General features: G+C 63.9%; 22 protein-coding genes and 1 riboswitch. Of the genes, 9 read left to right on the top strand and 13 right to left on the bottom strand.

The window, feature by feature from the left end; all coding sequences use genetic code 11:
- Nucleotides 1–18: 18 nt before the first annotated feature.
- Genes AC1D1B_RS02830 through bcoG form a run of 4 tightly spaced genes read right to left on the bottom strand, consistent with a single transcriptional unit; the run spans nucleotide 19 to nucleotide 3845 of the window.
- The gene (locus AC1D1B_RS02830; protein WP_477329185.1) at nucleotides 19–1182 is read right to left on the bottom strand and encodes an acyl-CoA dehydrogenase family protein; all 1164 of its coding nucleotides are present in this window, start codon (nucleotides 1180–1182) and stop codon (nucleotides 19–21) included.
- 4 nt (nucleotides 1183–1186) lie between these two features.
- A complete protein-coding gene (locus tag AC1D1B_RS02825) occupies nucleotides 1187–2281 on the bottom strand; it encodes a carnitine 3-dehydrogenase (RefSeq protein ID WP_477329184.1) in 1095 nt (364 codons plus the stop codon).
- Nucleotides 2282–2283: 2 nt separating this feature from the next.
- Nucleotides 2284–2907 (bottom strand): HD domain-containing protein, encoded by a 624-nt coding sequence (locus AC1D1B_RS02820; RefSeq protein WP_477329182.1) that lies wholly within the window; start codon nucleotides 2905–2907, stop codon nucleotides 2284–2286.
- Nucleotides 2908–2921: 14 nt separating this feature from the next.
- On the bottom strand, nucleotides 2922–3845 hold the full coding sequence (gene bcoG, locus AC1D1B_RS02815) for a 3-dehydrocarnitine:acetyl-CoA trimethylamine transferase BcoG (RefSeq protein WP_477329180.1): 924 nt from the start codon (nucleotides 3843–3845) through the stop codon (nucleotides 2922–2924).
- A gap of 77 nt (nucleotides 3846–3922) precedes the next feature.
- Here bcoG and AC1D1B_RS02810 point away from each other — a divergent pair, with 77 nt between their 5' ends.
- Nucleotides 3923–4903 (top strand): GlxA family transcriptional regulator, encoded by a 981-nt coding sequence (locus tag AC1D1B_RS02810; protein WP_477329178.1) that lies wholly within the window; start codon nucleotides 3923–3925, stop codon nucleotides 4901–4903.
- Between the two features lie 61 nt (nucleotides 4904–4964).
- Here the strand turns inward: AC1D1B_RS02810 and AC1D1B_RS02805 are convergent, their stop codons facing one another.
- Together AC1D1B_RS02805 and xylA are read right to left on the bottom strand one after the other, a co-directional pair.
- Nucleotides 4965–5168, bottom strand: coding sequence for a hypothetical protein (locus tag AC1D1B_RS02805; RefSeq protein WP_454587559.1), 204 nt, complete (start codon nucleotides 5166–5168; stop codon nucleotides 4965–4967).
- Between the two features lie 208 nt (nucleotides 5169–5376).
- Complete coding sequence (xylA, locus tag AC1D1B_RS02800) at nucleotides 5377–6702, bottom strand: xylose isomerase (protein WP_477329176.1); 1326 nt, start codon at nucleotides 6700–6702, stop codon at nucleotides 5377–5379.
- A gap of 115 nt (nucleotides 6703–6817) precedes the next feature.
- Between xylA and AC1D1B_RS02795 the strand changes: the two genes are divergently transcribed.
- Nucleotides 6818–7180 (top strand): nuclear transport factor 2 family protein, encoded by a 363-nt coding sequence (locus AC1D1B_RS02795; protein WP_477329174.1) that lies wholly within the window; start codon nucleotides 6818–6820, stop codon nucleotides 7178–7180.
- A 197-nt stretch (nucleotides 7181–7377) separates the two neighbouring features.
- Here AC1D1B_RS02795 and xylB read toward each other — a convergent pair whose 3' ends face one another.
- Both xylB and AC1D1B_RS02785 read right to left on the bottom strand, forming a co-directional pair.
- Nucleotides 7378–8832 carry a xylulokinase gene (gene xylB / locus AC1D1B_RS02790; protein WP_477329173.1) on the bottom strand — a complete coding sequence of 485 codons (1455 nt, stop codon included), beginning with the start codon at nucleotides 8830–8832 and terminating at the stop codon, nucleotides 7378–7380.
- Nucleotides 8833–8914: 82 nt separating this feature from the next.
- Nucleotides 8915–10237 carry a tetratricopeptide repeat protein gene (locus AC1D1B_RS02785; protein WP_477329171.1) on the bottom strand — a complete coding sequence of 441 codons (1323 nt, stop codon included), beginning with the start codon at nucleotides 10235–10237 and terminating at the stop codon, nucleotides 8915–8917.
- A gap of 227 nt (nucleotides 10238–10464) precedes the next feature.
- On the opposite strand from AC1D1B_RS02785, the gene AC1D1B_RS02780 reads away from it, so the two are divergent.
- Nucleotides 10465–13251 carry an autotransporter family protein gene (locus tag AC1D1B_RS02780; protein WP_477329169.1) on the top strand — a complete coding sequence of 929 codons (2787 nt, stop codon included), beginning with the start codon at nucleotides 10465–10467 and terminating at the stop codon, nucleotides 13249–13251.
- 33 nt (nucleotides 13252–13284) lie between these two features.
- Here AC1D1B_RS02780 and AC1D1B_RS02775 read toward each other — a convergent pair whose 3' ends face one another.
- Entirely contained in the window at nucleotides 13285–13908 is a 624-nt protein-coding gene (locus AC1D1B_RS02775; RefSeq protein ID WP_477329167.1) for a LysE family translocator, read from the bottom strand.
- Nucleotides 13909–14136: 228 nt separating this feature from the next.
- Between AC1D1B_RS02775 and AC1D1B_RS02770 the strand changes: the two genes are divergently transcribed.
- From AC1D1B_RS02770 to AC1D1B_RS02745, 6 genes are all read left to right on the top strand, one after another.
- On the top strand, nucleotides 14137–14904 hold the full coding sequence (locus AC1D1B_RS02770) for a L,D-transpeptidase (protein WP_477329165.1): 768 nt from the start codon (nucleotides 14137–14139) through the stop codon (nucleotides 14902–14904).
- A 163-nt stretch (nucleotides 14905–15067) separates the two neighbouring features.
- Nucleotides 15068–16234: a diphosphate--fructose-6-phosphate 1-phosphotransferase gene (locus tag AC1D1B_RS02765; RefSeq protein ID WP_112565578.1), complete on the top strand. Its 1167-nt coding sequence runs from the start codon at nucleotides 15068–15070 to the stop codon at nucleotides 16232–16234.
- A 29-nt stretch (nucleotides 16235–16263) separates the two neighbouring features.
- Entirely contained in the window at nucleotides 16264–16998 is a 735-nt protein-coding gene (locus AC1D1B_RS02760; RefSeq protein WP_477329164.1) for an MBL fold metallo-hydrolase, read from the top strand.
- A 305-nt stretch (nucleotides 16999–17303) separates the two neighbouring features.
- A complete protein-coding gene (locus AC1D1B_RS02755; RefSeq protein ID WP_477329163.1) occupies nucleotides 17304–18833 on the top strand; it encodes a DegQ family serine endoprotease in 1530 nt (509 codons plus the stop codon).
- A 132-nt stretch (nucleotides 18834–18965) separates the two neighbouring features.
- Nucleotides 18966–19577 (top strand): molybdopterin-dependent oxidoreductase, encoded by a 612-nt coding sequence (locus AC1D1B_RS02750; RefSeq protein ID WP_477329162.1) that lies wholly within the window; start codon nucleotides 18966–18968, stop codon nucleotides 19575–19577.
- Nucleotides 19574–20314 carry an FAD-binding oxidoreductase gene (locus tag AC1D1B_RS02745; protein ID WP_477329161.1) on the top strand — a complete coding sequence of 247 codons (741 nt, stop codon included), beginning with the start codon at nucleotides 19574–19576 and terminating at the stop codon, nucleotides 20312–20314. The genes AC1D1B_RS02750 and AC1D1B_RS02745 overlap by 4 nt, the downstream gene beginning before the upstream one ends.
- Before the next feature lie 90 nt (nucleotides 20315–20404).
- Here the strand turns inward: AC1D1B_RS02745 and AC1D1B_RS02740 are convergent, their stop codons facing one another.
- From AC1D1B_RS02740 to AC1D1B_RS02725, 4 genes are all read right to left on the bottom strand, one after another.
- Nucleotides 20405–21874: a nucleotidyltransferase family protein gene (locus AC1D1B_RS02740; protein ID WP_477329160.1), complete on the bottom strand. Its 1470-nt coding sequence runs from the start codon at nucleotides 21872–21874 to the stop codon at nucleotides 20405–20407.
- Nucleotides 21874–22026, bottom strand: coding sequence for a hypothetical protein (locus AC1D1B_RS02735; protein WP_477329159.1), 153 nt, complete (start codon nucleotides 22024–22026; stop codon nucleotides 21874–21876). The genes AC1D1B_RS02740 and AC1D1B_RS02735 overlap by 1 nt, the downstream gene beginning before the upstream one ends.
- Before the next feature lie 165 nt (nucleotides 22027–22191).
- Nucleotides 22192–23292 (bottom strand): FAD-binding oxidoreductase, encoded by a 1101-nt coding sequence (locus tag AC1D1B_RS02730; RefSeq protein WP_477329158.1) that lies wholly within the window; start codon nucleotides 23290–23292, stop codon nucleotides 22192–22194.
- A gap of 37 nt (nucleotides 23293–23329) precedes the next feature.
- Nucleotides 23330–24577 (bottom strand): aromatic ring-hydroxylating oxygenase subunit alpha, encoded by a 1248-nt coding sequence (locus AC1D1B_RS02725; RefSeq protein WP_477329157.1) that lies wholly within the window; start codon nucleotides 24575–24577, stop codon nucleotides 23330–23332.
- Between the two features lie 117 nt (nucleotides 24578–24694).
- A riboswitch (cobalamin riboswitch) is annotated at nucleotides 24695–24896 on the bottom strand.
- Nucleotides 24897–24900: the final 4 nt, after the last annotated feature.

Raw genomic sequence — 24900 nt, 5'->3', positions numbered from 1 at the left:
TTTGGGGTCCATCATGCTCTAAGCTCCGAACGGACGCAGCAGCGCCCGCGAAATAATATGTCGCTGAATCTCCGAAGTGCCTTCCCAGATGCGCTCGACGCGGGCGTCGCGCCAGATGCGCTCCAGCGGCAGGTCATCCATCAGCCCCATGCCGCCATGGATCTGGATCGCCTCGTCGGCAACGTAAGCCAGCATCTCGGTCGCCTTCAGCTTGGCCATCGCCATGTCCTGGTCAGTGACGGTGCCCTGATCGTACTTCCAGCCGGCCTCGAACACCATCAGGTCCGCCGCCTTCAGTTCCGTCGCCATGTCGGCCAGCTTGAACGACACGCCCTGGAACTTGCCGATCTGCTGGCCGAACTGCTGGCGCTGTGCTGAATATTCGATGGCATGGCCGAGCGCCCGCTCGGCGCGGCCGAGACAAGTGGCGCCGACCTGCAGGCGGGTGGCGCCGAGCCAAGAATTGGCGACCTCGAAACCCTTGTGCACTTCGCCCAGAACCTGGCTCGCCGGCAGCCGGCAATCGTCGAATTCGAGGATGGCGTTGGTGTAGCCGCGATGCGAGACGTTGCGGTAGCCGTCGCGCACCGTGAAACCCTTGGTGCCCTTGTCGACGAAGAAGGCGGTGATCTTCTTGCGTTTGCCGCGCGGCGTTTCTTCCTCACCCGAAGCCATGAAACAAATCGCGAAATCGGCGAGATCGGCGTGGCTGATAAAATGCTTGGTGCCGTTGAGCACCCAGTCGTCACCGTCCTGCACGGCGGTCGCCTTCATGCCGCGCAAATCGGAGCCGGCGCCCGGCTCGGTCATCGCCAGGCAGTCCCATTTCTCGCCGCGGATGCACGGGAACAGGTATTTCTCGCGCTGCTCCGGCGTGCCGGCGAGCAGGATGTTGGAGGGACGCGCCACGCAGGTCCAGTGCAGCGCGTAGTTGGCGCGACCGAGTTCCTTTTCGTAGAGCAGCCAGGTCACCGTATCGAGGCCGGCGCCACCGACATCGGCCGGCATGTTGGCGGCGTAGAGCCCGGCTTCGATCGCCTTGACCTTGATCTCTTCGATCAACTCGCGGCGCAGCACGCCGGTGCGCTCGACCTCGCGTTCGTGCGGATAAAGCTCATTCTCGACGAACGCACGCGTCGTCTCGACAATGAGCTTCTGTTCCTCCGATAGCCCGAAATCCATGGCTTCAGCCTTTCTTCTTTTTCTTTGGCTTCTCAGCTTTCTTCACCAGCTTCGACGCCTTGGCCTTTTCGGCGGCCTTGGAAGCGGCCAGCTTCTTCGCCGCCAGCTTGGCCAGCTGCTTGGTATAGTCCTTGTGCAAGGCGCCGGCGCCCCAGCCCTTGCCTTTGTTCTGCTTCGACAAAGCATCCATGATCGCGACCAGATTGTCGTCGCGGATCTTTTCCAGTTCGCGGATCGACAGGCCGTGCGCCTGGTCGTCCGACTGGGTGGCGATCAGATCGACCAGCTCGTCGTTGAACTCCGGCACGTCCATCAGCTTGGTCCACGGCCATTTGAGGCAAGGCCCGAACTGCGCCATGAAGTGGCGCATGCCGGCCTCGCCGCCGGCGACGCGATAGACTTGGAACATGCCCATCTGCGCCCAGCGCAGGCCAAAGCCGTAGCGCATGATGTCGTCGAGTTCCTCGACTGTGCAGATACCGTCCTTGATCAGCCACAGCGCCTCGCGCCAGGCGGCTTCCAGCAGGCGGTCGCCGACGAAGGCCTCGATCTCCTTGCGGATGACCACCGGCTTCATGCCGATCGAGGTATAAATCTCCTTGGCGACTTCGATCGCCTCGGGAAACGTCTGCTCGCCGCCGACGATCTCGACCAGCGGCAAGAGATAGACCGGGTTGAAGGGATGTCCGACAACCAGCCGCTCCGGGTGCTTCTTCATCGCCACCTGCATGTCGGTCGGCTTGATGCCGGAGGTCGAGGAACCGACGATGGCGTTGGCCGGCGCATAGAGATCGATCTCGGCCAGCACGCGGTGTTTCAGGTCGAGCCGTTCCGGGACGCTCTCCTGGATGAAGTCGGCATCGGCCACCGCTTCGGCGATGGTCTTGGCGAAGGTCAGCTTGCCTTCCTTGGGCAGGCCGCCGGGAACCATCTGCTTGTAGGCGCGGCGGGCGCCCTTCATCACTTCCGAGACCTTGCGCGACGCTTCCGGGTCCGGATCGAAGATCGACACATCGATGCCGTTGAGCAGCAGCCGCGCCACCCAGCCGGCGCCGATGACACCGCCGCCAATGGCGGCCGCCTTGTTGATGATGCTCATGGTCAGGCTCCGGTTCTTGTCTTGACTGTCTGAGGGTCGATGAGAGGCACGCGCTCGCCAGCGCGGATCACCGATGCGTCGTAGGCCTTGCGGGCGAAGACTTCGAGCACGAAGGGCCGGAAGAATTCGATCGGCAGCGTCTCGTAGTCGGGGTCGAAGCTCGACTGGTCCCAGCGCTCGCAGAACTGGTCGCAATCGTCGAAATACATATGGCCGGCGAAGCGGTCGCGGGCGTGGCGGTTGCCGCCGAGATGGTGGGCGTAATAGAGCCGCTGGAAGTCGCCATGCTTTTCCACCACCCAGGTGCATTGCTCGCGCACAAAGGGCTTCAGGATCGACGCGGCGTATTCGTCGTGATTGTAGGGCGCGTAGATGTCGCCGATGTCGTGCAACAGCGCGCAGGCGATCCAGTCGGTGTCGGCGCCGTCGCGCCAGGCGCGCGTCGCCGCCTGCAGCGAATGGCCGAGGCGGGTGATCTTGTAGCCGGACAGGCCTTCGTCGAGCTGCACCAGGGCGTCGAGCAACCGCTCGCCGGTCTTGGCGGCATAGTCGATTTCATGGGCGGTCAGGAACTCGTAATCGTCCTTGTCGCCATCCTTCATCGCGGTGAATTTGACGGTAGCCATGGTCAGCCTCCGCTTTATGCCGCGGCTGCGATCGGCGCCCGCTTGGTCAGGTTCAGCTTCTTGCGCACTTCCTCCGGCCCCAGAATCCTGGCGCCGAGATTGGTGACGACACTGGCGGCGCGCTCGACCAACTGCGCATTGGTGGCCAGCACGCCTTTGTCGAGCCACAGATTATCTTCCAGGCCGACGCGGACATTGCCGCCGGCAAGCACTGCCGCGGCGGCATAGGCCATCTGGTTGCGGCCGATGGCGAAGGCCGACCAATTCCAGGTCGACGGCACATTGTTGACCATCGCCATGAATGTGTTGAGGTCGTCCGGCGCACCCCACGGCACGCCCATGCAGAGCTGCACCAGCGCATCGGGGTTCAGCACCTTTTCCTCGACCAGCTGCTTGGCGAACCAGAGATGACCGGTGTCGAAGGCTTCGATCTCCGGCTTGACGCCGAGCGCCGTCATCATGCCGCCCATGGCGCGCAGCATGCCGGGCGTGTTGGTCATGACATAATCGGCTTCGGCGAAATTCATGGTGCCGCAATCCAGCGTGCAGATTTCCGGCAGGCACTGGCGCACATGTTCCATGCGGTTGGTGGCGCCGCCCATGTCGGTGCCTTTTTCATTGAGCGGCAATGGCGCTTCGGGCGAACCGAACACCATGTCACCGCCCATGCCGGCGGTGAGGTTGAGCACCACATCGACATTGGCATCGCGGATGCGCTCGGTCACTTCGCGGTAGAGATGGACATCGCGGCGGGGCTTGCCGGTTTCGGGGTCGCGGACATGGCAGTGGACGATGGCAGCACCGGCTTTGGCCGCGTCGATGGCCGAATCGGCGATCTGCTTGGGCGAGCGCGGCACATGCGGCGACCGATCCTGCGTGCCGCCGGAGCCGGTGACGGCACAGGTAATGAAGACCTCACGGTTCATCGCGAGCGGCATTGCAATCTCCTCCCATCATCAGAAGCCTAACAATGATCCGACTTGCAGCAAACTGTTTTGCGTTTTACGAAGCTTCCATGATCAAAAGCGAAAAACCGACCATCTTTCGCTCGGAACGCTCACCGCTCAAGGTGACGCTGCTGGTGTTTTCCGGCTCGTCCATCATGTGCGTCGCATCGGCCGTCGATCCGCTGCGCGCCGCCAACCGCATTTCCGGCGAGACGCTGTTCGATTTCAAACTGGTCTCGGTCACTGGAGAAGCTCCGGTCACCACATGCGGCCTGCCCGTGGCGGTCAGCGGCCGTTTCGATGCGGCCGAGGCGACCGATGTGCTTGTCGTCGTCGCCGGCTTCGGCACCCAGAATTACGCGACGTCGGCGCTGCTTTCCGGCTTGCGGCGAGCGGCCCGAGCGGTCCGCGCCTGCGGCGGCGTCGAGGCCGGCACCTGGCTGGTGGCGCGCGCCGGTCTGCTCGAAGGGCGCAGCGCCACCACCCACTGGGAAGACATGGAGGATTTCTCCTCGGCCTTTCCCGGCGTCGATGTCCGCCCAGACCGCTATGTCATCGACGGGCCGGTGTTCACCTCGGGCGGGGCGTCGCCGACCTTCGACCTGATGCTGCATCTGATCCGCACCCGCCTCGGCATGGCTGTCGCGCTCGATGTCGCCAGCGTCTTCATCTACGACCAGGCCCGCGCCGCCACCGATGCGCAGCCGCTGGTCTCGCTCGGCCGGCTCGACGGCTATGACCCGCGCCTGGCGCAAGCCATCCGGCTGATGGAATCGCATGTCGACCAGCCGCTGACCATCGATGCGGTGGCAAAACGCGCCGGGGTGACGGCGCGGACATTGGAGAGCATTTTCCGCAAGTCGATCGGCGAGACGCCCGGCGCCTACTATCTCAGGTTGCGGCTGGGAGCAGCGCGCCGCCTGGTTGTCGACACGCGAATCGCCATGGCGGATATTGCCGGGCGGACGGGGTTCTCGTCCGCCGCGGCATTTTCCAGAGCGTTTTCAAGAGCGTTCGGCGAAGCGCCGGTGCGGCTCCGCCGAGGTTGATGCATGTCGCCCAAAAGTGTGTCGCGGTTTTGGGATAGCGACATGCACAGACAAAGAGAGATCAGGCGGCGTTCTGTCGATCGCCGCCGGCGTCCATCTGCGAGCGCATCTGCCTCGCCAGTCGGACTTCGAAACGGCTGCTGACAGCGCGATCCCATTCGTTTTTCACATTGTCGGTCGGCCGCGGCAGCGCCATCAGCCGATCGATGATCGATCCGGTCTCACCGGATGAGAGTAGGGCGTCGATTTCGCGTTCGTGTTGCATTATCGGTTCGCCTCCTTCCTTTTCACCCGCCACGACGGCACTCTTATACGAGATACGTGACGGCAGTTTGAAGGCAAGAGCGAGGTCATTGAGGGGCGACGAGGGGCAAAACCATGTCGCCGGAAGAGGGCTGCCGCACAAAGCGTTCCAAGGCGGCAGGGGTGTTCATCCTGCCGCCCCTTACGCAGTGCGAATCGGCTTTCCGCCTTCAGACGTAGCGGTTGACGATGTTTTCCAGCAGTTCCTGACGGCCGGAGCGCGGTTGCGGCTCGATCTTCTTCTTCACCACGCGCTCGGCGATATCCTCCAGCGAGCGCTTGCCCGACAGCATCGCTTTGGCCTCGGCGGTGTTCCAGCCGGCATAGCGCTCGGCCAGCGGACCCGACAGCGCCTTGTCCTCGACCATGCGGGCCGCCGCCTTGAGACCGCGTGCGCAGGAATCCATGCCACCGATATGGCCGATCAGCAGATCCTGCGGATCGAGCGACTGGCGGCGCAGCTTGGCGTCGAAATTGGTGCCGCCGGTCTTGAAGCCACCGGCCTGCAAGACCTGATAATAGGCCAGCGCCATTTCCGGCACATTGTTGGGGAACTGGTCGGTGTCCCAGCCCGACTGGTAGTCGTTGCGGTTCATGTCGATCGAGCCGAAGACGCCGAGCGCATTGGCCAGCGCCAGTTCGTGCTCGAAGGAATGGCCGGCCAGGATGGCGTGGCCCTGCTCGATGTTGAGCTTGACCTCCTTTTCCAGTCCGAAGCGCTTGAGGAAGCCGTAGACGGTCGCGACATCGTAGTCGTACTGGTGCTTGGTCGGCTCCTGCGGCTTCGGCTCGATCAGGATCGTGCCCTTGAAGCCGATCTTGTGCTTGTAGTCGACGACGAGGCTGAGGAAGCGGCCGGCCTGTTCCTGCTCGCGCGCAAGGTCGGTGTTGAGCAGCGTCTCATAGCCCTCGCGCCCGCCCCACAGCACATAGTTCTCGCCCTTCAGCCGCTTGGTGACGTCGATGCAGCTTTTCACCGTTGCCGCCGCATAGGCAAAGACATCCGGATCGGGATTGGTGGCGGCGCCCGACATGAAGCGGCGGTTGGAGAACAGGTTTGCCGTACCCCAGAGCAGCTTGACGCCGGTCTTCTTCATCTTGCCGGCGAAATAGTCGGCGATCTCGTCGAGCCGCGCAGCACTTTCGGAGAAATCCTTGCCCTCGGGCCGCACATCGGCATCGTGGAAGCAGAAATAGGGCGCGCCGAGCAGCGAGAACATTTCGAAGGCGACGTCGGCCTTGAGCTTGGCCAGTTCCATCGTGTCGACTCCGCCAGCCTTGGGGAACCAGGGACGGTCGAAGGTCTGGCCGCCGAAGGGGTCGCCGCCCGGCCAGGCGAAGGAATGCCAGTAGGCGACGGCAAAGCGCAGATGGTCTTCCAGCCGCTTGCCGGCGACGACCTCATCCGGGTTGTAGAACCGGTAGGCCAGCGGATTGGTCGAATCCGGTCCTTCATATTTGATCTTCTGGATGTCGCCGAAAAATCCGCTGCTCATGATTCTCTGTCCTCTCTCGAATAGTTCGCCCTGATTACCTCAGGCGTAATTGGTTTCGTTCTTGCCATGGGGTGAAAAGGCTCGTGTCAAAGCCGCTCAACGAAGGAGACAGACCATGACCGACCTCAACACGATCGCCCAAAACTACATCACCGCCTGGAACGAGGCCGATGCGGATCGCCGCGCAGAGCTGCTCAAAGCGACTTTCACCGAAGACGTCAGCTATCGCGATCCGCTGATGCAGGGCGACGGCCATGCGGGTGTCGCCGCGCTCATCGATGGCGTGCAGCAGCGCTTTGCCAGCTTCCGGTTCTCGCTGAAGGGCAAGCCGGACGGCTTTGCCGACACGATCCGCTTCTCGTGGAATCTCGGACCGGAAGGTGTGCCCTCCGTCATAGAAGGCACTGATATCGGCGTTATCGAGAATGGGCGGCTCAAGAGCGTCACCGGGTTTCTGGACAAGGTTCCAGCGCAGTGAGGCTTTACTGCCGGGGTGGGCGCCAGGCACCCCCCTCTGGCCTGCCGGCCATCTCCCCCTCAAGGGGGGAGATTGGCTATCACGCCGGCTTTCGCCAGTCTCCAGCGTTGCAGGAATGAGCGGGGCGCCGAGGCTGCCAATCTCCCCCCTTGAGGGGGAGATGCCCGGCAGGGCAGAGGGGGGTGCCTCGCGCTTGCTCACGCGGTTGCCGCCTTGATCGCCGGATACAGCGCCCGGTAGCGCTGATAGGCATCCGCATACGCCCCACCAAGCACGGCATCCGGCTCGATCGTCGCATCCGTCCTCGGCGCCGTGCACACGCTGAGCGGGTCCGCCCCCGTCGCAGCAATCAGCCCGAGCCGCGCCGCACCGAAGGCGGCGCCGAAATCGCCATCTGCGGGAATATCCACCGGCACTTGCAGCGCGGTGGCGATCGCCTTCAGCCAGTAGCGAGAGCGCGAGCCGCCGCCGATCGCCGTCACCCGCGTCAAGGTAGTGCCGGCTGTCTTCAAGGCTTCGAGACTGTCGCGGAAGGCGAAGGCGACGCCCTCAAGCACGGCTTGCGTCAGCACTGCGCGGCTGGATTCATGCGCCAACCCGGTGAAGGACCCGCGAATGGCGGAATCATTGTGCGGCGTCCGCTCGCCCGAGAGGTAGGGCAGGAACGACACGCCGCTCGGCGCCTTCAGCGCCTCGCCGAGTTCGGCGGTCAGTTCGCCGGCCTTTTTCCCCGATATTTCCGACAGCCAGTTCAACGAATCCGTTGCCGACAGGATGACGCCCATCTGGTGCCAGGTGTTGGGCAGCGCGTGACAGAAAGTGTGGACCGCACTGGCCGGGTTGGGCAGATAGGACGCGTTGGCGGCAAACAGTACGCCGGATGTACCCAGCGACACAAAAGCGTGGCCGGCGCCGACCGTGCCCATGCCGCAGGCGGAAGCCGCATTGTCGCCGGCGCCGCCGGCAACCGGGATGCCAGCCGAAATGCCCCATTTGGAGGCGAGTTCGGCGCGCAAGGCGCCGGCCTTTTCCGTGCCTTCGACGAGCGACGGCATCTGCGTCTCGTCGAGCGATGTCGCAGCTAGCAATTCCGCCGACCAACGCCGCTTGCCGACATCGAGCCAGGACGTGCCGGCCGAGTCGGACATTTCCGACATATGCTCGCCGGTCAGCCAGAATCGCAGGAAATCCTTCGGCAACAGCACCTTCGCCACCTTGGCGAAGACAGCGGGCTCGTTGTTCTTCACCCAGGCGAGTTTCGGTGCGGTGAAGCCGGGGAAGACGATGTTGCCGGTCAGCTTGCGGAAGCGCGGATCGGCGTCGAGTGCTGCCGCCTCGGCATGGCTGCGCGTATCGTTCCACAATATGCAGGGGCGCAGCACTTGGTCGGCGGCATCGAGCAAGGTGGCGCCATGCATATGGCCGGACAGGCCGATGCCTTTGACCGCGGCAAGCTCTTTCGGATGCGCTGATTTCAGCTCGGCAATCGCGGTCTCGCAGGCGCGGACCCAGTCGGCGGGGTTCTGCTCGGACCAGCCGGGATGCGGCCGCGATACGTCAAGCGAAGCATGGCCGGAACCGATGACGGTTTGCCCGGCATCGATCAACAGCGCCTTGACGCCCGACGTGCCGAGATCGAGGCCGAGATACATGCAGTCCTCCCATTACCATTAATTTTTTCGGGTCTCGAAAAAATCTGGCTTGGCCAGTTTTTAAAACAAGATCCGTTGCGGGTCAATTCTCTGACAAATCTGCTGCGCGCCGCGAAAACAGCGCCGACAGCGGACTGTCCGGCCGGGCCAGTTGGCGCTCGGCCGTCAAGGCCCGGGCAAGCGCCGTGCCGCCGGCGCGCAATGCCGCTTCGATCAGCGTCAGGTCGATCACATCGCGCTGGGCATGGCTGCCGCCGAAGCGATAAGCGATGGCACGAATGGGACGGATCAGGCGCACCGCCTCGGCGTAATTGCCTTCGCCAAACGCCTTGATCGCCAGCGTCAACGGATGGCCGACATCCCTAGTGAAGGCAGCGTTGTCGTCACTGCCGCGCATCGCCTCTTGCTGCGCCTCGAGCAAGGTCTTGGCTGGCGCTTCGAGCCCTGCTCCGACGAAGGCCATCATCGCATGGGCGTCGTTGAAGGCGTAATTGCCGGCACCGACCTTGGGCCAGTTGGCGGCGAGCGCTATCCAGCGGTCGCCGACATCGACGCCGCCGAGATGAAGCCGCCACAGGATTGCCGAGGCATCGACCATATTGAGCGCCATCGCCGACGGGGTGCCGTAGATCGGCCCGTCATAGAGATCAAGCACTTCGCCGGTCTCGCCGAGATCGTAGTGGAACAGCGCCAAATGCCACCAATTGTGCACCTGCAGGAAGCTGTCTTTCGTCCACGCCTCGGGATTGGCGCGCATCCAGGCGATGCCATCCCTTTGCCGGCTTTGCATTTCCATGACGTGAGCGACGGCATGTTGGCCCCAGCCGTCGCGCGGCTCGATGGCGACCGCAGTGCGACCAAACTTCTCGGCCTGTGCATAGTCGCCCATCTCTTCCAGCCCGAACGCCTGCATGCCGAGGATGGCGTGGTATCCAGGCATGTCTTTTTGCCATGACGGCAGGGCGCGGCCGATGCGGTCGCGCAGCATGCGGGCATTGCCGGTGAAGAAGTCGACCTGGTGCCCGGTCTGCAGCGCCACCGCGTCTAGCGGGAAGTCGATGGCGATATCTTCGAGCAAGCGTGAGGCCTCGTGCCAGCGGCCGGCGGCGAGATCGCCAAGGGCCGCGACATGCGCCTGCTCGCGCGCTGTCGCGGCAAGCGGCAGCGCAGCTTCGTGGCATGCCTTGGCCACCGCTGTTGCCTCGCGTTCGGTGGCAAGGCCGAAGAGATAGCCCTTGAACACGTGCGCCATGACGAAGCCCGGGTCGGCCGCAATGGCGCGATCGACGGAAGCGACGGGGTCGCCGATGAAGCATTGCAATTCACGGACAGCCTGGCTGTAGGGCGTGAAGCCGGCCTCCGTCGCGCCTGATAAGGTCAGGCCGAATGCGTCCCTGATTGCCATGCCCGGTCCTCCGGTGATCACAAAATTCCAGCTGCGCGGCCGATCCTAGAGCATCGGCGGCGGGCGCGCCAAGCGAAGTCTGGACCAATCAGTACCGGAGCCCAGTTCAACTAGTTTCGTAGTTCATCAACCATGAGGTGCAGAATAGGCTTTGTAAAATCTGGCGGATTGTGTCTTCATTGCGGCGCTGGGCGGGGACTTTGAAATCGCGAATCGAGAGGGACGCGATGCGGCACCTGAAGAACAGGCCTGCGGACAGTTGTTTGCGGGATGTGGAGGGAACAGTTGCTTCATCGCGGCGAAAGCTGCGTCAGCCACATCCGTGGTTAATTAGCGTTCTCTCAACTACGGCACTGGCGTTGCTGCCCAATTCTACGGCCTTCGCCGCCTGCGCGCTGGTCCCACCGGCCGGGAATACCGCCTACATCTGCGACAGCGGCGATTCGGGCGGCGGCCTCACCGACACCAGCGGCGACAACACGCTGACCTTCCCCACTGCCGGCACCGGACAGATCAGCGGCAACGTCACCTTCGGCACCGGCATCGACCGCATCGACATGCAGTCCGGCACCATCACCGGCGGCGTCGACCAGGGCGGCGGCACGGATTTCTTCACCATCGGCGGCGGCACTGTCGCCGGCAATGTCCAGCAAGGCGCCGGTATCGACGATTTCAACATGAGCGGCGGCCAGATCGGTTCGCTCAACCAGGGCGACGCCCTCGACACCTTCTTCATGAGCGGTGGGCGCATTGTCGATTTCTTCGACGACGGCGACCATGCGGTGATGACCGGAGGCCGCATCGGCCGCGTCAACATGAAGCTCGACGACAATTACTTCAACATGTCCGGCGGCACCATCGACCGCAACCTCGTCACCGGTTTCGGCAACGACACGATCCTTCTCTCAGGCGGCACCATTGGCGGCAACATCAGCGTCAGCGGCGGCGCCGACAGCGTAACGGTTACCGGCGGTACCGTCGGCGGCGATGTGCTGATGAGTTTCGGCGCCGACAGCTTCGTCTGGAATGGCGGTGGCATCATCTATGGCATGCTCGATCTCGGCGGCGACAACGACACCGCCAAGCTCAGCAATCTCACCAACGCCAATCTCGGTGGCACCGACGCGTTGAATGGTGGCGCTGGCGCCGATACGCTGACCTTCGACAATGTCTCGCTGGACGGGATCAGCCGGGTTCAGAACTGGGAGACGATCAACGCCACCAACGACACCGAATTGACGCTGGACGGCAATCTTGTGCTCGGCGACAGCGGTTCGGGCACCGGGTCGTTGAACGTAGATCAGGCAAGCACGCTCTATGGCGGCGGCTTCATTGCCTCGATCCAGGCCTTTACCGCCGGCCAAATGGCCGAAGTGATGAATGCCGGCCGCATCGACCTGACCAACGGCGGCGCGAGCGTGACCGACCGCCTGACGATATCAGGCAATTATACCGGCCTCGGCGGCCTGTTGCTCATCCAGACGGAGCTCGGCGACGATAGCTCCGACTCCGACAAGCTTGTCCTGTCCGGCGGCACGGCCTCCGGCTCGACCGGCATCACGGTCGTCAATGTCGGCGGTGCCGGTGCGGAGACCACTGCGGACGGCATCATGGTCGTCCAGGCGATGAACGGCGCGACAACGGCTGCCGGCGCTTTTGCGCTCGACGCACCGGTCGCCGCCGGCGCCTTCGAATATTATCTGTTCAAGGGCGGGGTCACCGCCGGCAGCGAAGAGAACTGGTATCTGCGCTCGACGCTGATAACACCGACGACGCCGGCCGCGGCGCCGCCAGCGCTCGAACCCACTCCGGCGCCGGAGCCGGAAGCGCCGGAGACCGAGCCGCCACCGCCGCCATCGGAACTGCCGCCAGTACCGCCGCCGACCGAAGGTGACGTCAACAATCCGCCGGTCGATCCGACGCCGCCGGTCCAGGCCGGTGATCCGGAGCCCGAGCCGCCGCCACCGCCGCCACCTGCGGCGGAGGCGGATCCTCCGCCACCGCCACCGGAAGTGCCAACGGATGCACCGGATCTGCCGATCCCGGCTGCAGGTGAGGAAATCCTGCTTTACCGCATCGAGGTTCCCGTCTATTCGGCCGTGCCGCCAGTGGCGCAGCATCTTACGATGGCGACGCTCGGCACCTTCCATGAACGGCGTGGCGAACAGAGCCTGCTGTCGAACACCGAACTGTCGCCGGTCTGGGGCCGCATTTTCGGCCAGGACACCAAAATGGCCTGGTCGGGAACGGTGTCGCCGTCCTTCGACGGCACGCTGTTCGGCCTGCAGGCGGGATTCGATCTGTTCGGGCGCGAGACCGCATCAGGCAGCGTCGATCGCGCCGGCCTGTTCATCGGCTATGGCAGCATGAATGGCGATGTGCGCGGCCAGGCGTTGGGGCAGGACGGTCTCGCCGTCGGCGGCATCGATCTCGGCGGCACCAGCATCGGCAGCTACTGGACGCGCATCGGCCAGGGCGGCTGGTATCTCGACGGCGTGCTCATGGCCACCTTCTTCAGTGGCTCGGCAACCTCTTCGCGCGACATCGGCATCGACATCGACGGAACCGGCATCACGGCTTCGCTGGAGGGCGGCTACCTCATCGCGCTGGCGCAAGGTTGGACGCTGGAGCCACAGGCGCAGCTGGTCTGGCAGCATCTGTCGCTCGACGATGCCAAGGACCGCTTTTCGTCGGTCTCGTTCGATCTCGACGATCAGGTGAGCGGCAGGCTGGGGTTGCGGCTGCAGGGCGAGACGGTGCTGAACGGTATCGCGCTGCAGCCTTACCTGAAGGCCAATCTCTGGCATGATTTCGGCGGCACCGACCACGTCAATTTCGGCGCCACCGACATCTCGACCGAAGGCAAGTCGACATCGCTGGAATTCGGCGGCGGCGTGGTCGCCAAGGTGACCGACAAGGTCAGCCTCTTCGCCACCGGCGACTACACCACCAATCTTGGCGGCGACAAACGGCGCATTCTTGAGGGCAACCTGGGCTTTAGCGTGAAGTGGTGAGGCCTGTCGGCCTCACCCGCATCGGCAAAGACGTCAATTCCCCGAACGTATTGCCACTGTAGCGATGCCGGCGCCGACCAGCAGCGTGCCGCCGGTGCGGTTGAAGATGCGGATCGCCTTGGGGTTGCGCACGACATTGCGGGCGCGCGCCGCGATCAGCGCGTAGCCGAAGGCATTGGCGAAGGCGAGCGCGAGGAAGGTCGTCTCGAAGATCAGCATCTGCGGCCAAAATTCGGCTTCCCGGTTGAGGAACTGCGGCAGGAAGGCGACGAAGAAGGTGATGCTTTTCGGGTTGAGCGCGGTGACCAGCCAGGCATGCGCCATCATCTTGGCGGCCGAGACGGCGTCGGTGCGCGGCTCGGCTTTCAGCGCGCCGCCGGCACGAAACAGTTTAATGCCGAGATAGATCAGATAGCAGGCGCCGATCAGCTTCAAGATGGTGAATACGGTTGCCGAAGCCGCCAGCAGCGCGCCGATGCCAAGCATCGACAATGTCATGGCGGTGAAGTCGCCCAGAGCCACGCCGACCGCCATCGGCAAGGCGGTGCGCCAGCCCTGGCCCAGCGCATAGGACACGACCAGAAGAATGGTCGGGCCGGGAATGATCAGCAGGACGGTGGAGGCGGCGGCGAAGGCGGCCCAGTTTTCGAACGACATCTTTGTCTCCTTGAGCGCAAAGAAAAGGATAAATCCTCGGGTCCGCGGGAATGTAAAGAGCCATCTGAAAAAATGCGCGGGGTGCCATTTCGCGTGGCCGTCGCGGCTAATGGCGGCACAGGGTTAAGACCGATCGTGAGGCCTTCACCCTTTTTCAACCATGTTTGGCGAAACTGCCTGCTATCCGGCCGGACCGTGTTTCCCGCCGACAGTGTAGGGTTTGGGTGCATGCGTGAGTTGCCGCAGAATCTGACGCCGCCTGGAAATGGCGACGCAATCGAAACCGAAAATCTCTATTCCCGCCGCTTCGTGTTGTCAGGAGCCGGCGCCATGGCGCTGCTCGGTATGGCCGGCTGCAGCACCTCGACGCTCGAACTGCCGCAGTTGCAGCTGGATGACACGGTCACCGGCTCGGTACGGCCGATCCGCCCGGCGATCAGCGTCGACAAGAACGTCACCGGCCCCGACGTCATGTACGCCGCGCTCACCGATGGCGGTTTCGAAGTGCCGGCAGTGCCCTATCAGAAGGTCAAGCCGGAGTTCCGCCGCCAGATCGTCGTCAACGAGACCGGCGAAGCGCCCGGCACAATCGTCGTCCATTTGCAGGAGCGTAAGCTCTATCTCGTGCAGGAGGGCGGCGACGCCATCCGCTACGGCGTCGGCATCGGCAAGGACGGTTTCCGCTGGTCCGGCCGCGCCAACATCCAGTACGGCAAGGAATGGCCGGTCTGGACGCCGCCGCCGGAAATGATCCAGCGCAAGCCGGAACTGGTGAAGTGGCAAAACGGCCAGCCCGGCGGCCTCACCAATCCGCTCGGTGCGCGTGCGCTCTACATCTACCAAGACGGCAAGGACACCGGCTACCGCATCCACGGTTCGCCCGAATGGGCGAGCATCGGCCAGGCGATGTCGTCGGGCTGCGTCCGCCTGATCAACCAGGACATCATCGACCTCTACAGCCGCGTTTCCAAGAAGAACCCGGTCGTCGTCGTCTGATCCTTCCGCGGCGGTTTGGCGCCGCTCGATCTTCTTGTTAGAGCATGATCTTATCCGAAAACCGGTTTCCACTTTTCGGGATCATGCTCCTATCCTCCCGTTGCGCGATGCGGCAAGACAGGCCAAGGTGCCTTGAAAACCACAGCGCCGGGAGACATCAAGCATGGCTGGAACGTTTGTCATCGCACAGGGCGGCGGCCCGACCGCCGTCATCAACCAGACGGTCGTCGGCGCCACGCTGGAAATCCGCAAGCGCCATCCCGGCGCCAAGGTGCTGGGCTCGATCCACGGCGTGCGCGGCATCCGTGACGGCAATTATGTCGACCTCTCCGCCATCCCCGAAGATCGTCTGCGGCTGATCGCCGGCACGCCGAGTGCCGCTCTTGGCTCGACACGCGACAAGCCGGACGCCGCCTATTGCGAGGTCATCCTCAACGGCCTGAAGAAGGCCGGCGCCGATGCCTTCATCTACATCGGCGGCAACGACACGTCGGGCACGCAGCAGATCCTGACAGACGCCGCCGGCGGCAGCATTGCTTTCGTGCATGCGCCAAAAACCATCGACAATGATCTCGAGGAAAACGACCACACGCCGGGCTTCATCTCGGCGGCCGAATTCGTTGCTGGCGCCTTCCTGTCCGTCGATCTCGATTTCCGCGCGCTGCCCGGCATCTATGTCGGCATCGTCATGGGCCGCCATGCCGGCTTCCTCACCGCGGCTGCTGCCGCCTGGCAGCTCGATCCCGACAGCGGCCCGCATCTGGTCTACGTGCCGGAGCGACCGTTCTCGGCCGCCGGCTTCATCGACGACGTGCGCGCCTCGCTCGACCGCCACAAGCGCTGCATCGTCGCCGTCTCGGAAGGCGTCAGCACCGCAGACGGCAAGGCGCTGGTCGAAAGCCTGGTGCCGCCGGATAAGCTCGAGCGCGACGCGCATGGCAACGTCAAGCTGTCGGGCAGTGACCTGCCGGCTGCCCTCGAGCGGGCACTGGCCGAAGGCCTGCCGGGCAAGCGCGCGCGTGTCGATGCGCTTGGCTACATGCCGCGCGGCTATATCGGCGCGATCAGCGCCGTCGACGCCCAGGAGGCCTTCGATGCCGGCGCCTTCGCGGTCGCCGTTGCCGGAGAAGGCGGCGGTTCGGTGGCGCTGCAATATGACGGCACGAAGACCGTGCTGAAGAAGGTGCCGTTGAAGAACGTCGCCGGCAAGACGCGTCATATGCCCGACGATTTCATGAAGCCCGACGTCAACCAGCTATCAGAAGCCGGCATGGCCTATTTGAAGCGGCTGGTGCCGGAAAAATACAAGGTCGGAAAGCCCTTCGTCTGAAAGGCGGCTGTCCGGTGGGCGGCAGTTTCATGGGCGAACGTGTTGTCGGCGACTGGTTCGGCAAGACCATCATCGACGACCGGACGACGATGCTGACCGAACCGTTCGTGCACGATTTCGTGCGCGCCAACATCTGGCATTTCAAAGGCCGCGACGCCGACCTGCTGGTCGACACCGGCATGGGCATTTGCCCGCTGGCGCCGCAGATCGATACGCCTGCGGGCAAGCCGCTGATCGCTGTGGCCACCCACATCCATCTCGACCACGTCGGCTCGCTGCACGAGTTTCCGCTGCGCGCCGGGCCGCGGCACAGTGCCGAACATTTCGAGACCATGAACGAGCAGGTGACCTACGCCTACATGTTCAACAATCTCGACGGCGCCGTCTCGAAATTGCCGGCGCCGGGCTGGACGGCGGCCGATTACAAGATCCCGCCGGCGCCGTTGACGCGCACGCTGGATGAGGGCGACGTCGTCGACCTCGGCGACAGGCAGTTCCGCGTGCTGCATCTGCCGGGGCATTCTCCCGATTCGATCGCTTTGTTCGACGAGGCCGACGGCCTGTTCTTTGCTGGCGACGCCATCTACGATTCCATGCTGATCGACGACCTGCCGGACTCCTCCAAACCCGATTATCGCCGCACCATGCAGAGGCTGCTCGACCTGCCTGTCCGCCTCGGCCATGGCGGCCATGGGCCGAGCTTCGACGGCAATCGGATGCGCGAGATCGCCACCGCCTATCTCAGACGCACCGAAGGCCGCTGACAAAGCAATTCCAGGAAAAGTGTGAAGCGGTTTTCCGTCCGGAATTGCGTCAAGACAAAAAGGAAAGTTAGAACGTTTCGCCGTTTCCGCGAAACGGTGAGCCGCTCTAACGAAAATGTGAGCGGATATTAAATCTTCGTAAGATAGGGCAAAAACCCTAAATCGGGCCGATCCGTGCCCTAGATGCAGGGCTGTCGATCCGGCCGGCTGCCATGCCAGGCGAGACGGGCAACCGCGACCGTCGACACGCTGATGACCTTCCCCAGGCCACGGTGCCGGATCATTTCTCGCCCGGACAAACGACCATGTCAGACATACTTCGCAGACATCGCGTCGCGGCCTTGCTGGGCGCTGCGCTGATCGTAAGCCCTTTCATCGCGTCTTTCGCGCAAAGTGCAAACACCACCGTCGCCACGACTCAGACCCCCGTCGCTGGAATTACGGCGCCCAACGGCTCCTTCGCCCCGATCGTGGCCGTCGACAAGCCGGCAGTGGTGACCGTCACCACCGTCATGAAGGCGCAGCCGCAAGATATGAGCGAGGAGCAATCCTTCGGCGGCAATTCGCCCTTCGACGACTATTTCCGCCAGTTCTTCGGCGACCAGGGCATACCGATGCCCAAGACCCCGCCGCAACAGCAGGCACAGCGCGCCGAGGCACTTGGTTCCGGCTTCATCGTCGATGCCGACGGCACAATCGTCACCAACAACCATGTCGTCGACGGCGCCACATCGATCAAGGTGACGCTGGACGACGGCACCGAGCTTCCCGCGAAGCTTGTCGGCCACGACGCCAAGAACGACCTTGCCGTGCTCAAGATCAAGGCGGACAAGCCGCTGCCGACTGTCAAATGGGGCGATTCCGACAAGCTCATGCCTGGCGATCAGGTACTCGCCATCGGCAATCCGTTCGGCATTGGCACGACTGTCACCGCCGGCATCGTCTCGGCGCGCGGCCGCGACCTCAACAGCGGTCCCTTCGACGACTTCATCCAGATCGACGCGCCGATCAACCACGGCAATTCCGGCGGTCCGCTGGTCGATGTCGCGGGCAATGTCGTCGGCATCAACACGGCGATCTATTCGCCCAACGGTGGCAGTGTCGGCGTCGGCTTCGCCATCCCGTCGGACCAGGCGCAGAAGGTCGTCGCCAAGCTGATGAAGGGCGGCAACATCCAGTACGGCTATCTCGGCGTCCAGATCCAGCCGGTGACGCCGGATGTGGCTGGCGCCGTCGGCCTCGACCATCCCGGCGGCGCGCTGGTTTCCGAGGTCACCGAAGGATCGCCGGCGGCAAAGGCCGGGATCAAGACCGGGGACGTCATCACCAGCTTTGCCGGAGAGCCGATCAAGGATCCCAAGGACCTGTCGCGCGCCGTCGCCGATGTCGCGCCCGGCGCGAAGGAAACGCTCGATGTCTGGCGCGGCGGCAAGACGGTGCAGATCTCCGCTGATGTCGGCCGCAACAATGACGATGTGAAGACCGCCTCGACTGAGGGCGACAATCAAAAGCCCTCGGCCGGCCAGGCGCTTCGCGTGCCCTCGCTCGGCCTTGGTCTGACCGACCTCACGCCCGATATACGCGAGGAGCTGAACCTGGCGGCCAACCAGCGCGGCGCCGTGGTCGAGCGGGTCAATCCGGACAAGGCGGCGTCCAATGCCGGCCTGCAGCCGGGCGATGTCATCGTCGCCGTCGACCAGTCTCCGGTGCGCAACGCAAGGCAGGCCAACCAGGCGATCGCCGAGGCCGGCAAGTCGGGCCGGAAGTCGGTGCTGCTTCTGGTCGACCGCGGCGACGCGCAGATATTCTTCGCTGTGCCTTTCGCCGCCGGCTGAGCACATGATACGGCAGGCTCGCCGGGATCACCGGCAGGCCTGCCGTACCGCGCAGCCAAAATTCCTGTTGCCCGCCGGGATATCTTCGAGAACACTGCGGCAGCTCGGCTCGCAGCAAACGGACAAGTCCCGATGGCCACTCGCGGTTTTTTCTCCGGTCGAAAGCCTCCGACAGAGACGGACGCGCGCATTCCGCCCGGGCAATATCTGGAACAGGGTTTTCCGGTGCTGTCGGCGGGGCCGACGCCGCGCGTGCGCACCGAGGATTGGTCGTTCACGCTCAAGCATGGGCCGCGCCCGATCAAGAAATGGAACTGGGCCGAGTTCAACGCGCTGCCCTTGACCAAGATGATGCGCGACATCCATTGCGTCACCGCCTGGACCAAGTTCGACACCGCCTGGCAAGGCGTGCTGGTCGACGACGTTCTCGCCGATGCCGCCATCGAAGCGCCGACCGGCTTCCTGCTGGCGCATGGCTATGATGGCTACACCACCAACGTGCCGGCCAAGGATCTCACCACCGGCAAGGCGATGGTGGCGCTGCTCTACGAAGGCAAGCCGATCACGCCGGACCATGGCGGCCCGGCGCGGCTTTTGGTGCCGCATCTCTATTTCTGGAAGTCGGCCAAATGGCTGAACGGGCTGCAGTTCACCGAGCGTGACGAGCCGGGCTTCTGGGAATTGCGCGGCTATCACATCTATGGCGATCCGTGGCGCGAACAGCGCTACAGCAGCGATCCATGAGCGAAGTGCCGCAATCTCCCTGGCAGACGGCGAAAATCACCCGGATCGAGAAGCGCACGCCGCGCGTCACCAGTTTCTTCTTCGCGCTGTCGCGACCTTTTGCCTATCGCGCCGGACAGCATGTTGACGTCCGGCTGACGGCGCCTGACGGCTATCAGGCTCGCCGCTCCTATTCCATCGCCTCGGCGCCGGAGAGTGGCGCCACGATCGAGCTGGCGATCGAGAAACTCGACGATGGCGAGGTCTCGCCCTTCTTCCACGAGGTGGCTGCGGTCGGCGACGAGATCGAGCTGCGCGGGCCGCTTGGCGGGCATTTCGTCTGGTCCGACAGCGATGGCGGGCCGCTGCTTCTGGTCGGCGGCGGTTCCGGCGTCGTACCGCTGATGGCGATGGTGCGTCACCGGACCTTGCGCAAATCGGCGGAGCCGGTCGCGCTGATGTTTTCGGCGCGGGTCTGGGATGAGGTGATCTTCCGTGACGAGTTGATCGGTCTCGACGACCACCGCGACGGGTTCGAGCTGGTGCTGACGCTGACGCGCGAGGCGGCACAGCGTCCGTCCGACTATTCGAGGCGTATCGACACGGCAATGGTCATGCAGGCGCTCACGCGGCTGCCGCAACCGCCGACGCTCGCCTTCGTCTGCGGCTCGAACGCCTTCGTCTCGGCGGCCGCCCAGGCGCTGATCGACGCCGGCATATCAGCGGAAATCATCCGCACCGAGCGCTACGGCGTCTGAACAGATATGTCTTTGTTTTTACGCAATTCCCAAGGGAAAGCGCTCCGCGCTTTTCCCGGGAAAACCGCCCACACTTTTCCTGGAATTGCTTTAGCGGGTTGGCGAAAACCGCGCCGACAGCAATTGGAACGGCAATGCGCCATAGGCGGCGATTTCGGCCTCATTGTCCCAGGTGCGGAACTGGCGCGACGGCCGGGCTTCGAGCACCAGCGCCCGGCCGGACTCCCCCAGGCTAACCCGACCACGAAAATGCAGCACCTTTTCCCCACCGGCACGGCTGATCACCAATGAGCGCAGGCGGGCGACATGCAGGCCGCCGGCATTGATCTCCATCTCGATGCGGCGGCGCACCGGCGGAACGACGATCCTGACGGTGACGTCCAGCGTCATCTCCCCAGCCCTGTCCGGAGGCGGCAGAGCCTGCGAAAGTGCAAAGGGCGCCGGCGCCGGCTTTGCCCTGCGCAAGACCGGCTTGCCGCGCCAGACGGTAGCTGCCGGCTGCTGCAGGCGGCCTTTCTTGCGTTTCAGGCGCAGTTGCTTGGCAAAGCCGCGCGACAGCCAGACGAGGCTACCGAAATCGGTGCGTGGCTTGGCTTGCAAAACCGAGGACCAGCGCGACAGGCCGGCGCGATCGGCGCTCGCCACCGTTCGCAGGAGTTCGCCCAGTGGCACCGCTATGCCGATCTCCAGACTGAGATAGGACAGCGCCACCGCTGCAGCAACGGCCAAATGGCGCCTGGCGACGATGTCGGCAAATACGTCCCAGTCGACCTCGCCGCCCTGGATGGCGACGGCGCAGTCGACCAGCCAGTCGCTGTGGGTATGGGCATCGAGGCCGCCATGCGCGATGGCGAGCGTCATGCGGTCGGCAGGTGATGGGACGAGCAGGCGGACGCCGTTGAACTCGGCAAAACGCGCCCGCTGCCAGATCGCCAAATCATCTTCCGCGCTTTGCTGCGATCCGTCATAGGCCTGCTGGTGCAGGTCGATATCGCCGAAATTGCCCTTGAAGAAATTCATCGACCGCAAGGACGCCAGCCTCGTGCGCAGGAACTGCGGGCTGACGCCGGTGGCGATCTGCCAGTCGCGCTGCGTCAGCACGTCGAAAGCGGCGAGCATGTCTTGCGGGCGCACCAATATGTCGATGTCGTGCGCCACCCTGCCGCGCTGCGCCGATGCGTTCACCGCGATACGGCTGGCGCCCTTGATCAGCATGACCGCGCTGCCGGCATCGACCATAGCCTGAAGGGCAGGCTCGGCCTCGCGCATCGCCAGCCGCGATTTGGTCCAAAGCATCTTTTGCAGGCCGACAAGGCGTGGATGCGCCGGGTGGCCGGCGAGTTTGCGGCCGAACCTGTCGGAGATCGCCGCCAGCAGCCGATGTTCGCGGAAGGAGACATCGTCGATGACGTTTTCATCGAGCCAACGCGCAGCGTGTCGGGCGGCCGCCTCCTCATCGGGCAGCAGCGCTGCCTTCAAAAGCTGGTCGAGGCCGCCGGTGGGCCACGACCAGCCATAATCCGGAAACCGGCGGCCGATACGGCGAAGAGCGTTGACCATCACCAGGGCTTCTTCCCTGCCCGCCTTTGCATGGCCGGCCTTACGACGTCGAGATAGCGGCGCAAGGCCAGGACCTCGTCGAGCATGGTCAGTACAATGCCCGCCTCGCGCGCCCGGGCGACAGCGACGATCGCGTAGACCCGCTGCTGCATCGCTCTATCCCCGTCGCGGACGCCCCTGAAGGGGATCGCCCCGGTTTACGGTCTGGCAGGCCCTTCCAAAGGTGCGTCTAGATCAGTTGGCCCTTGCTTGGCAAGACAAAGACCCGCGAGCGCCATGCCTGCGCCGCATGACCAGTTGCCGCCATGTGGCGCCGCTCAAGCCTCGATTTCGAGCGCCGACAGCGGTTTCGAGCAGCAGGCAAGGATGAAGCCGTCATCGATCTCGTGGTCGAGGATGCCGCCATTGTGGCTCATCTCGACAGCGCCGGAGACCTTCTTCACCTTGCAGGTGCCGCACAGGCCGAATTCGCAGGCGGCCGGTATCCGCACGCCCGAGCTGCGCGCCGTCTGCAGCACGGTCTGGCCGGCGACGCAGCCGGCGTCGACCTCCGAAAGCGAGAAGCGGATCGGCGTCACGGCTTCGACGGGAGAAGTGATGCCGTCCTCAGCGGGTGAGGCAAACGGCGCCGGGATTTCCTCCACTGCAGGCGCGGCAAAGCTCTCCTGATGGTATTTCGTCATATCGAAGCCGGCGGCATCCAGCATGCCGCGCACGGCGCGCATGAACGGATCAGGGCCGCAGCAGAAGATCTCGCGTTCGCGGAAGTCCGGCGCCAGCAGCGGCAGCCGGATCGCGTCGATACGGCCCATATGGCCGTACCAGCCCTCGCGGCTCGACCGCTCCTCGATCATGAAGCCGAGCGACAGGCCCGGCATATGGCCGCCGAGCAGTTCGAGCTCCTTGCGGAAGATGATCTCTTCCGCACGCCGCGCGCAATTGACGAAGCCGACATCTGTCCATGGCGCGCAGTCGTTCAGCCAGCGCAGCATCGACATCATCGGCGTCACGCCGGAGCCGGCCGAAATGAACAGATATTTGGCCGCCGGATGGCTATGCAGCGAAAAATCGCCGGCCGGCCCATAGGCCTTGACGTGCGAGCCGGGCACCAGATGGTCGAACATCCAGCGCGTGCCTATGCTGCCGGCCTGCGCTTTCACCGTCACCGCGATCGAAAACGGTCGCGACGGCGACGACGACAGCGTGTAGGTGCGCATCAGCGGCCCGTCCGGGGTCGGCAGTTCCAGCGTCAAGAACTGGCCCGGCTTGTAGCGGAACCAGGTCTGGTTGTCGGAGCGGAAGGTGAAAGTCTTGACGTCAGGCGCCTCGTCGCTGACGCCGATCACTTCCAGCACCTGAAGCCTGTCGTTCCACGGCGCCATCTGGTCGAGATGGCGATAGAGGCCAAGATCTGTCATCGCATTCATCCTCTGGTCCTTCTTCGCCTGCCTGAGCTCACGCCACGCTGCGCAGCGCCGGCCGGCCGCCTTCGGCGAGGCGCGGACCGATGAAGGCTGCGTACCATTCGACGAACTGGATCACGCCGCCCTCATGCAGCTCTGAGTAAGGGCCCGGCTCATAGGCCGGCGACAGGATGCCGAAGGCATTTTCCTCGACGATGCGGCGGTCCTGGTCGTTGGTCTCGGTCCAGACATGCGTGAGTTCGTCGATGGTGTAGTCGACACCCTCGACGGCATCCTTGTGCACCAGCCACTTGGTCGTCACCGCGGTTTCGGTGGCGCTGATCGGCAGCACCCGGAAGGTCACCGCATGGTCGATCAGGATGTGATTCCAGGTCGTCGGATAGTGGTAGTGCATCAAGGTGCCGATGCGGTCGGCGGCAACAGTGTTGGAGAGGTTCTTGGTCACGGCGCGCTTTCCCGTCATCGTATAACTGACGGCATCGCGCAGCAGCGGCGCGCGGGTGGCGCGGTACTGTCCGGCCGGGTCGATGCGGAATTTGCTCGGCAGGCCCGCCGCCTCGCATTTCGCCCAGTGCGCCAGCATCTCCGGATCGCTGTCGGCGCCCTGCACGCCGGTCACCGTCGGCGCTTCAGGGAATGTCTTGCAGAGCTCGGGATGGTTGCCGGCGCAGTGATAGCACTCGCGGTTGTTTTCCCAGACCAGCTTCCAGTTGCCTTTCTCGACGATGGTCGATTCGAAAGCGATCTTGGCTTCGCTCAGCCGATGCGGCTTGAGGTAGGGCTCGATCATGGCCCGCATCGGTGCGAAGTCGGCGGGCTCTTTCGCCAGGCAGATGAAGATGTAACCGGCCACACTTTCGCAGGCGACCGGCTTCAGGCCGAACTGGCTCTTGTCGAAACCCTCGGCCATCTGGCGGGCAAACAGCAGTCGGCCATCCAGCTCGTAGGTCCACTGGTGATAGGGGCAGACGAGCTTTGCCGCCGTGCCTTTCTCGGTGTTGCAGACGCGGCTGCCGCGATGGCGGCAGGAATTGTGAAAGGCGTTGATGTTGCCCTTCTGGTCGCGGACCAGAACCACCGGATAGTCGCCGATCTGAACGGTGATATAGCTGCCGGGCTTCGGCAGCTCGCAATCATGGCCGATGAACAGCCAGTCGCGATACCAGATCAGCTCCATGTCGAGCTTGAAATAGTCCGGGTCGGTGTAGAAGGGCTGTTCCAGCGAAAAGCCTTGCTTGCGGCCGTTCAAGAGCCTCAGCATGTCGTTGCGCGCATCCATAGTTCTGTCCTCGTGGTTTAAGGACTGAACTTGGTGGTGATGGAGGAAGGATCGGCCGCAGGCCGGCAAGCCGCCGGACATGCGCTACCCACCTCTTGACCGCCCACCGCGATCAGTCGAGTTCAAGCATCTCGGGCTGGTTTCCGGGCTCTGGAGTTGTCCTTGCGGACCATCGCGACACCTTCCCAGGCTGTTGCCCAGTGGTCTCCCGTTGCGACTTGAACTCCACCACCGTTGCGGGGGCAGCGCCGGATTCTGACCGGCTTCCCAATTCTCCGCTGCGTCGTCACGAAGCGGCACCTGAGATGCGATCATCTAACCAC

It is taken from the genome of Mesorhizobium sp. P2_C5_2, assembly GCF_056404535.1.
This window is presented reverse-complemented; position numbering and strand designations above follow the sequence as displayed.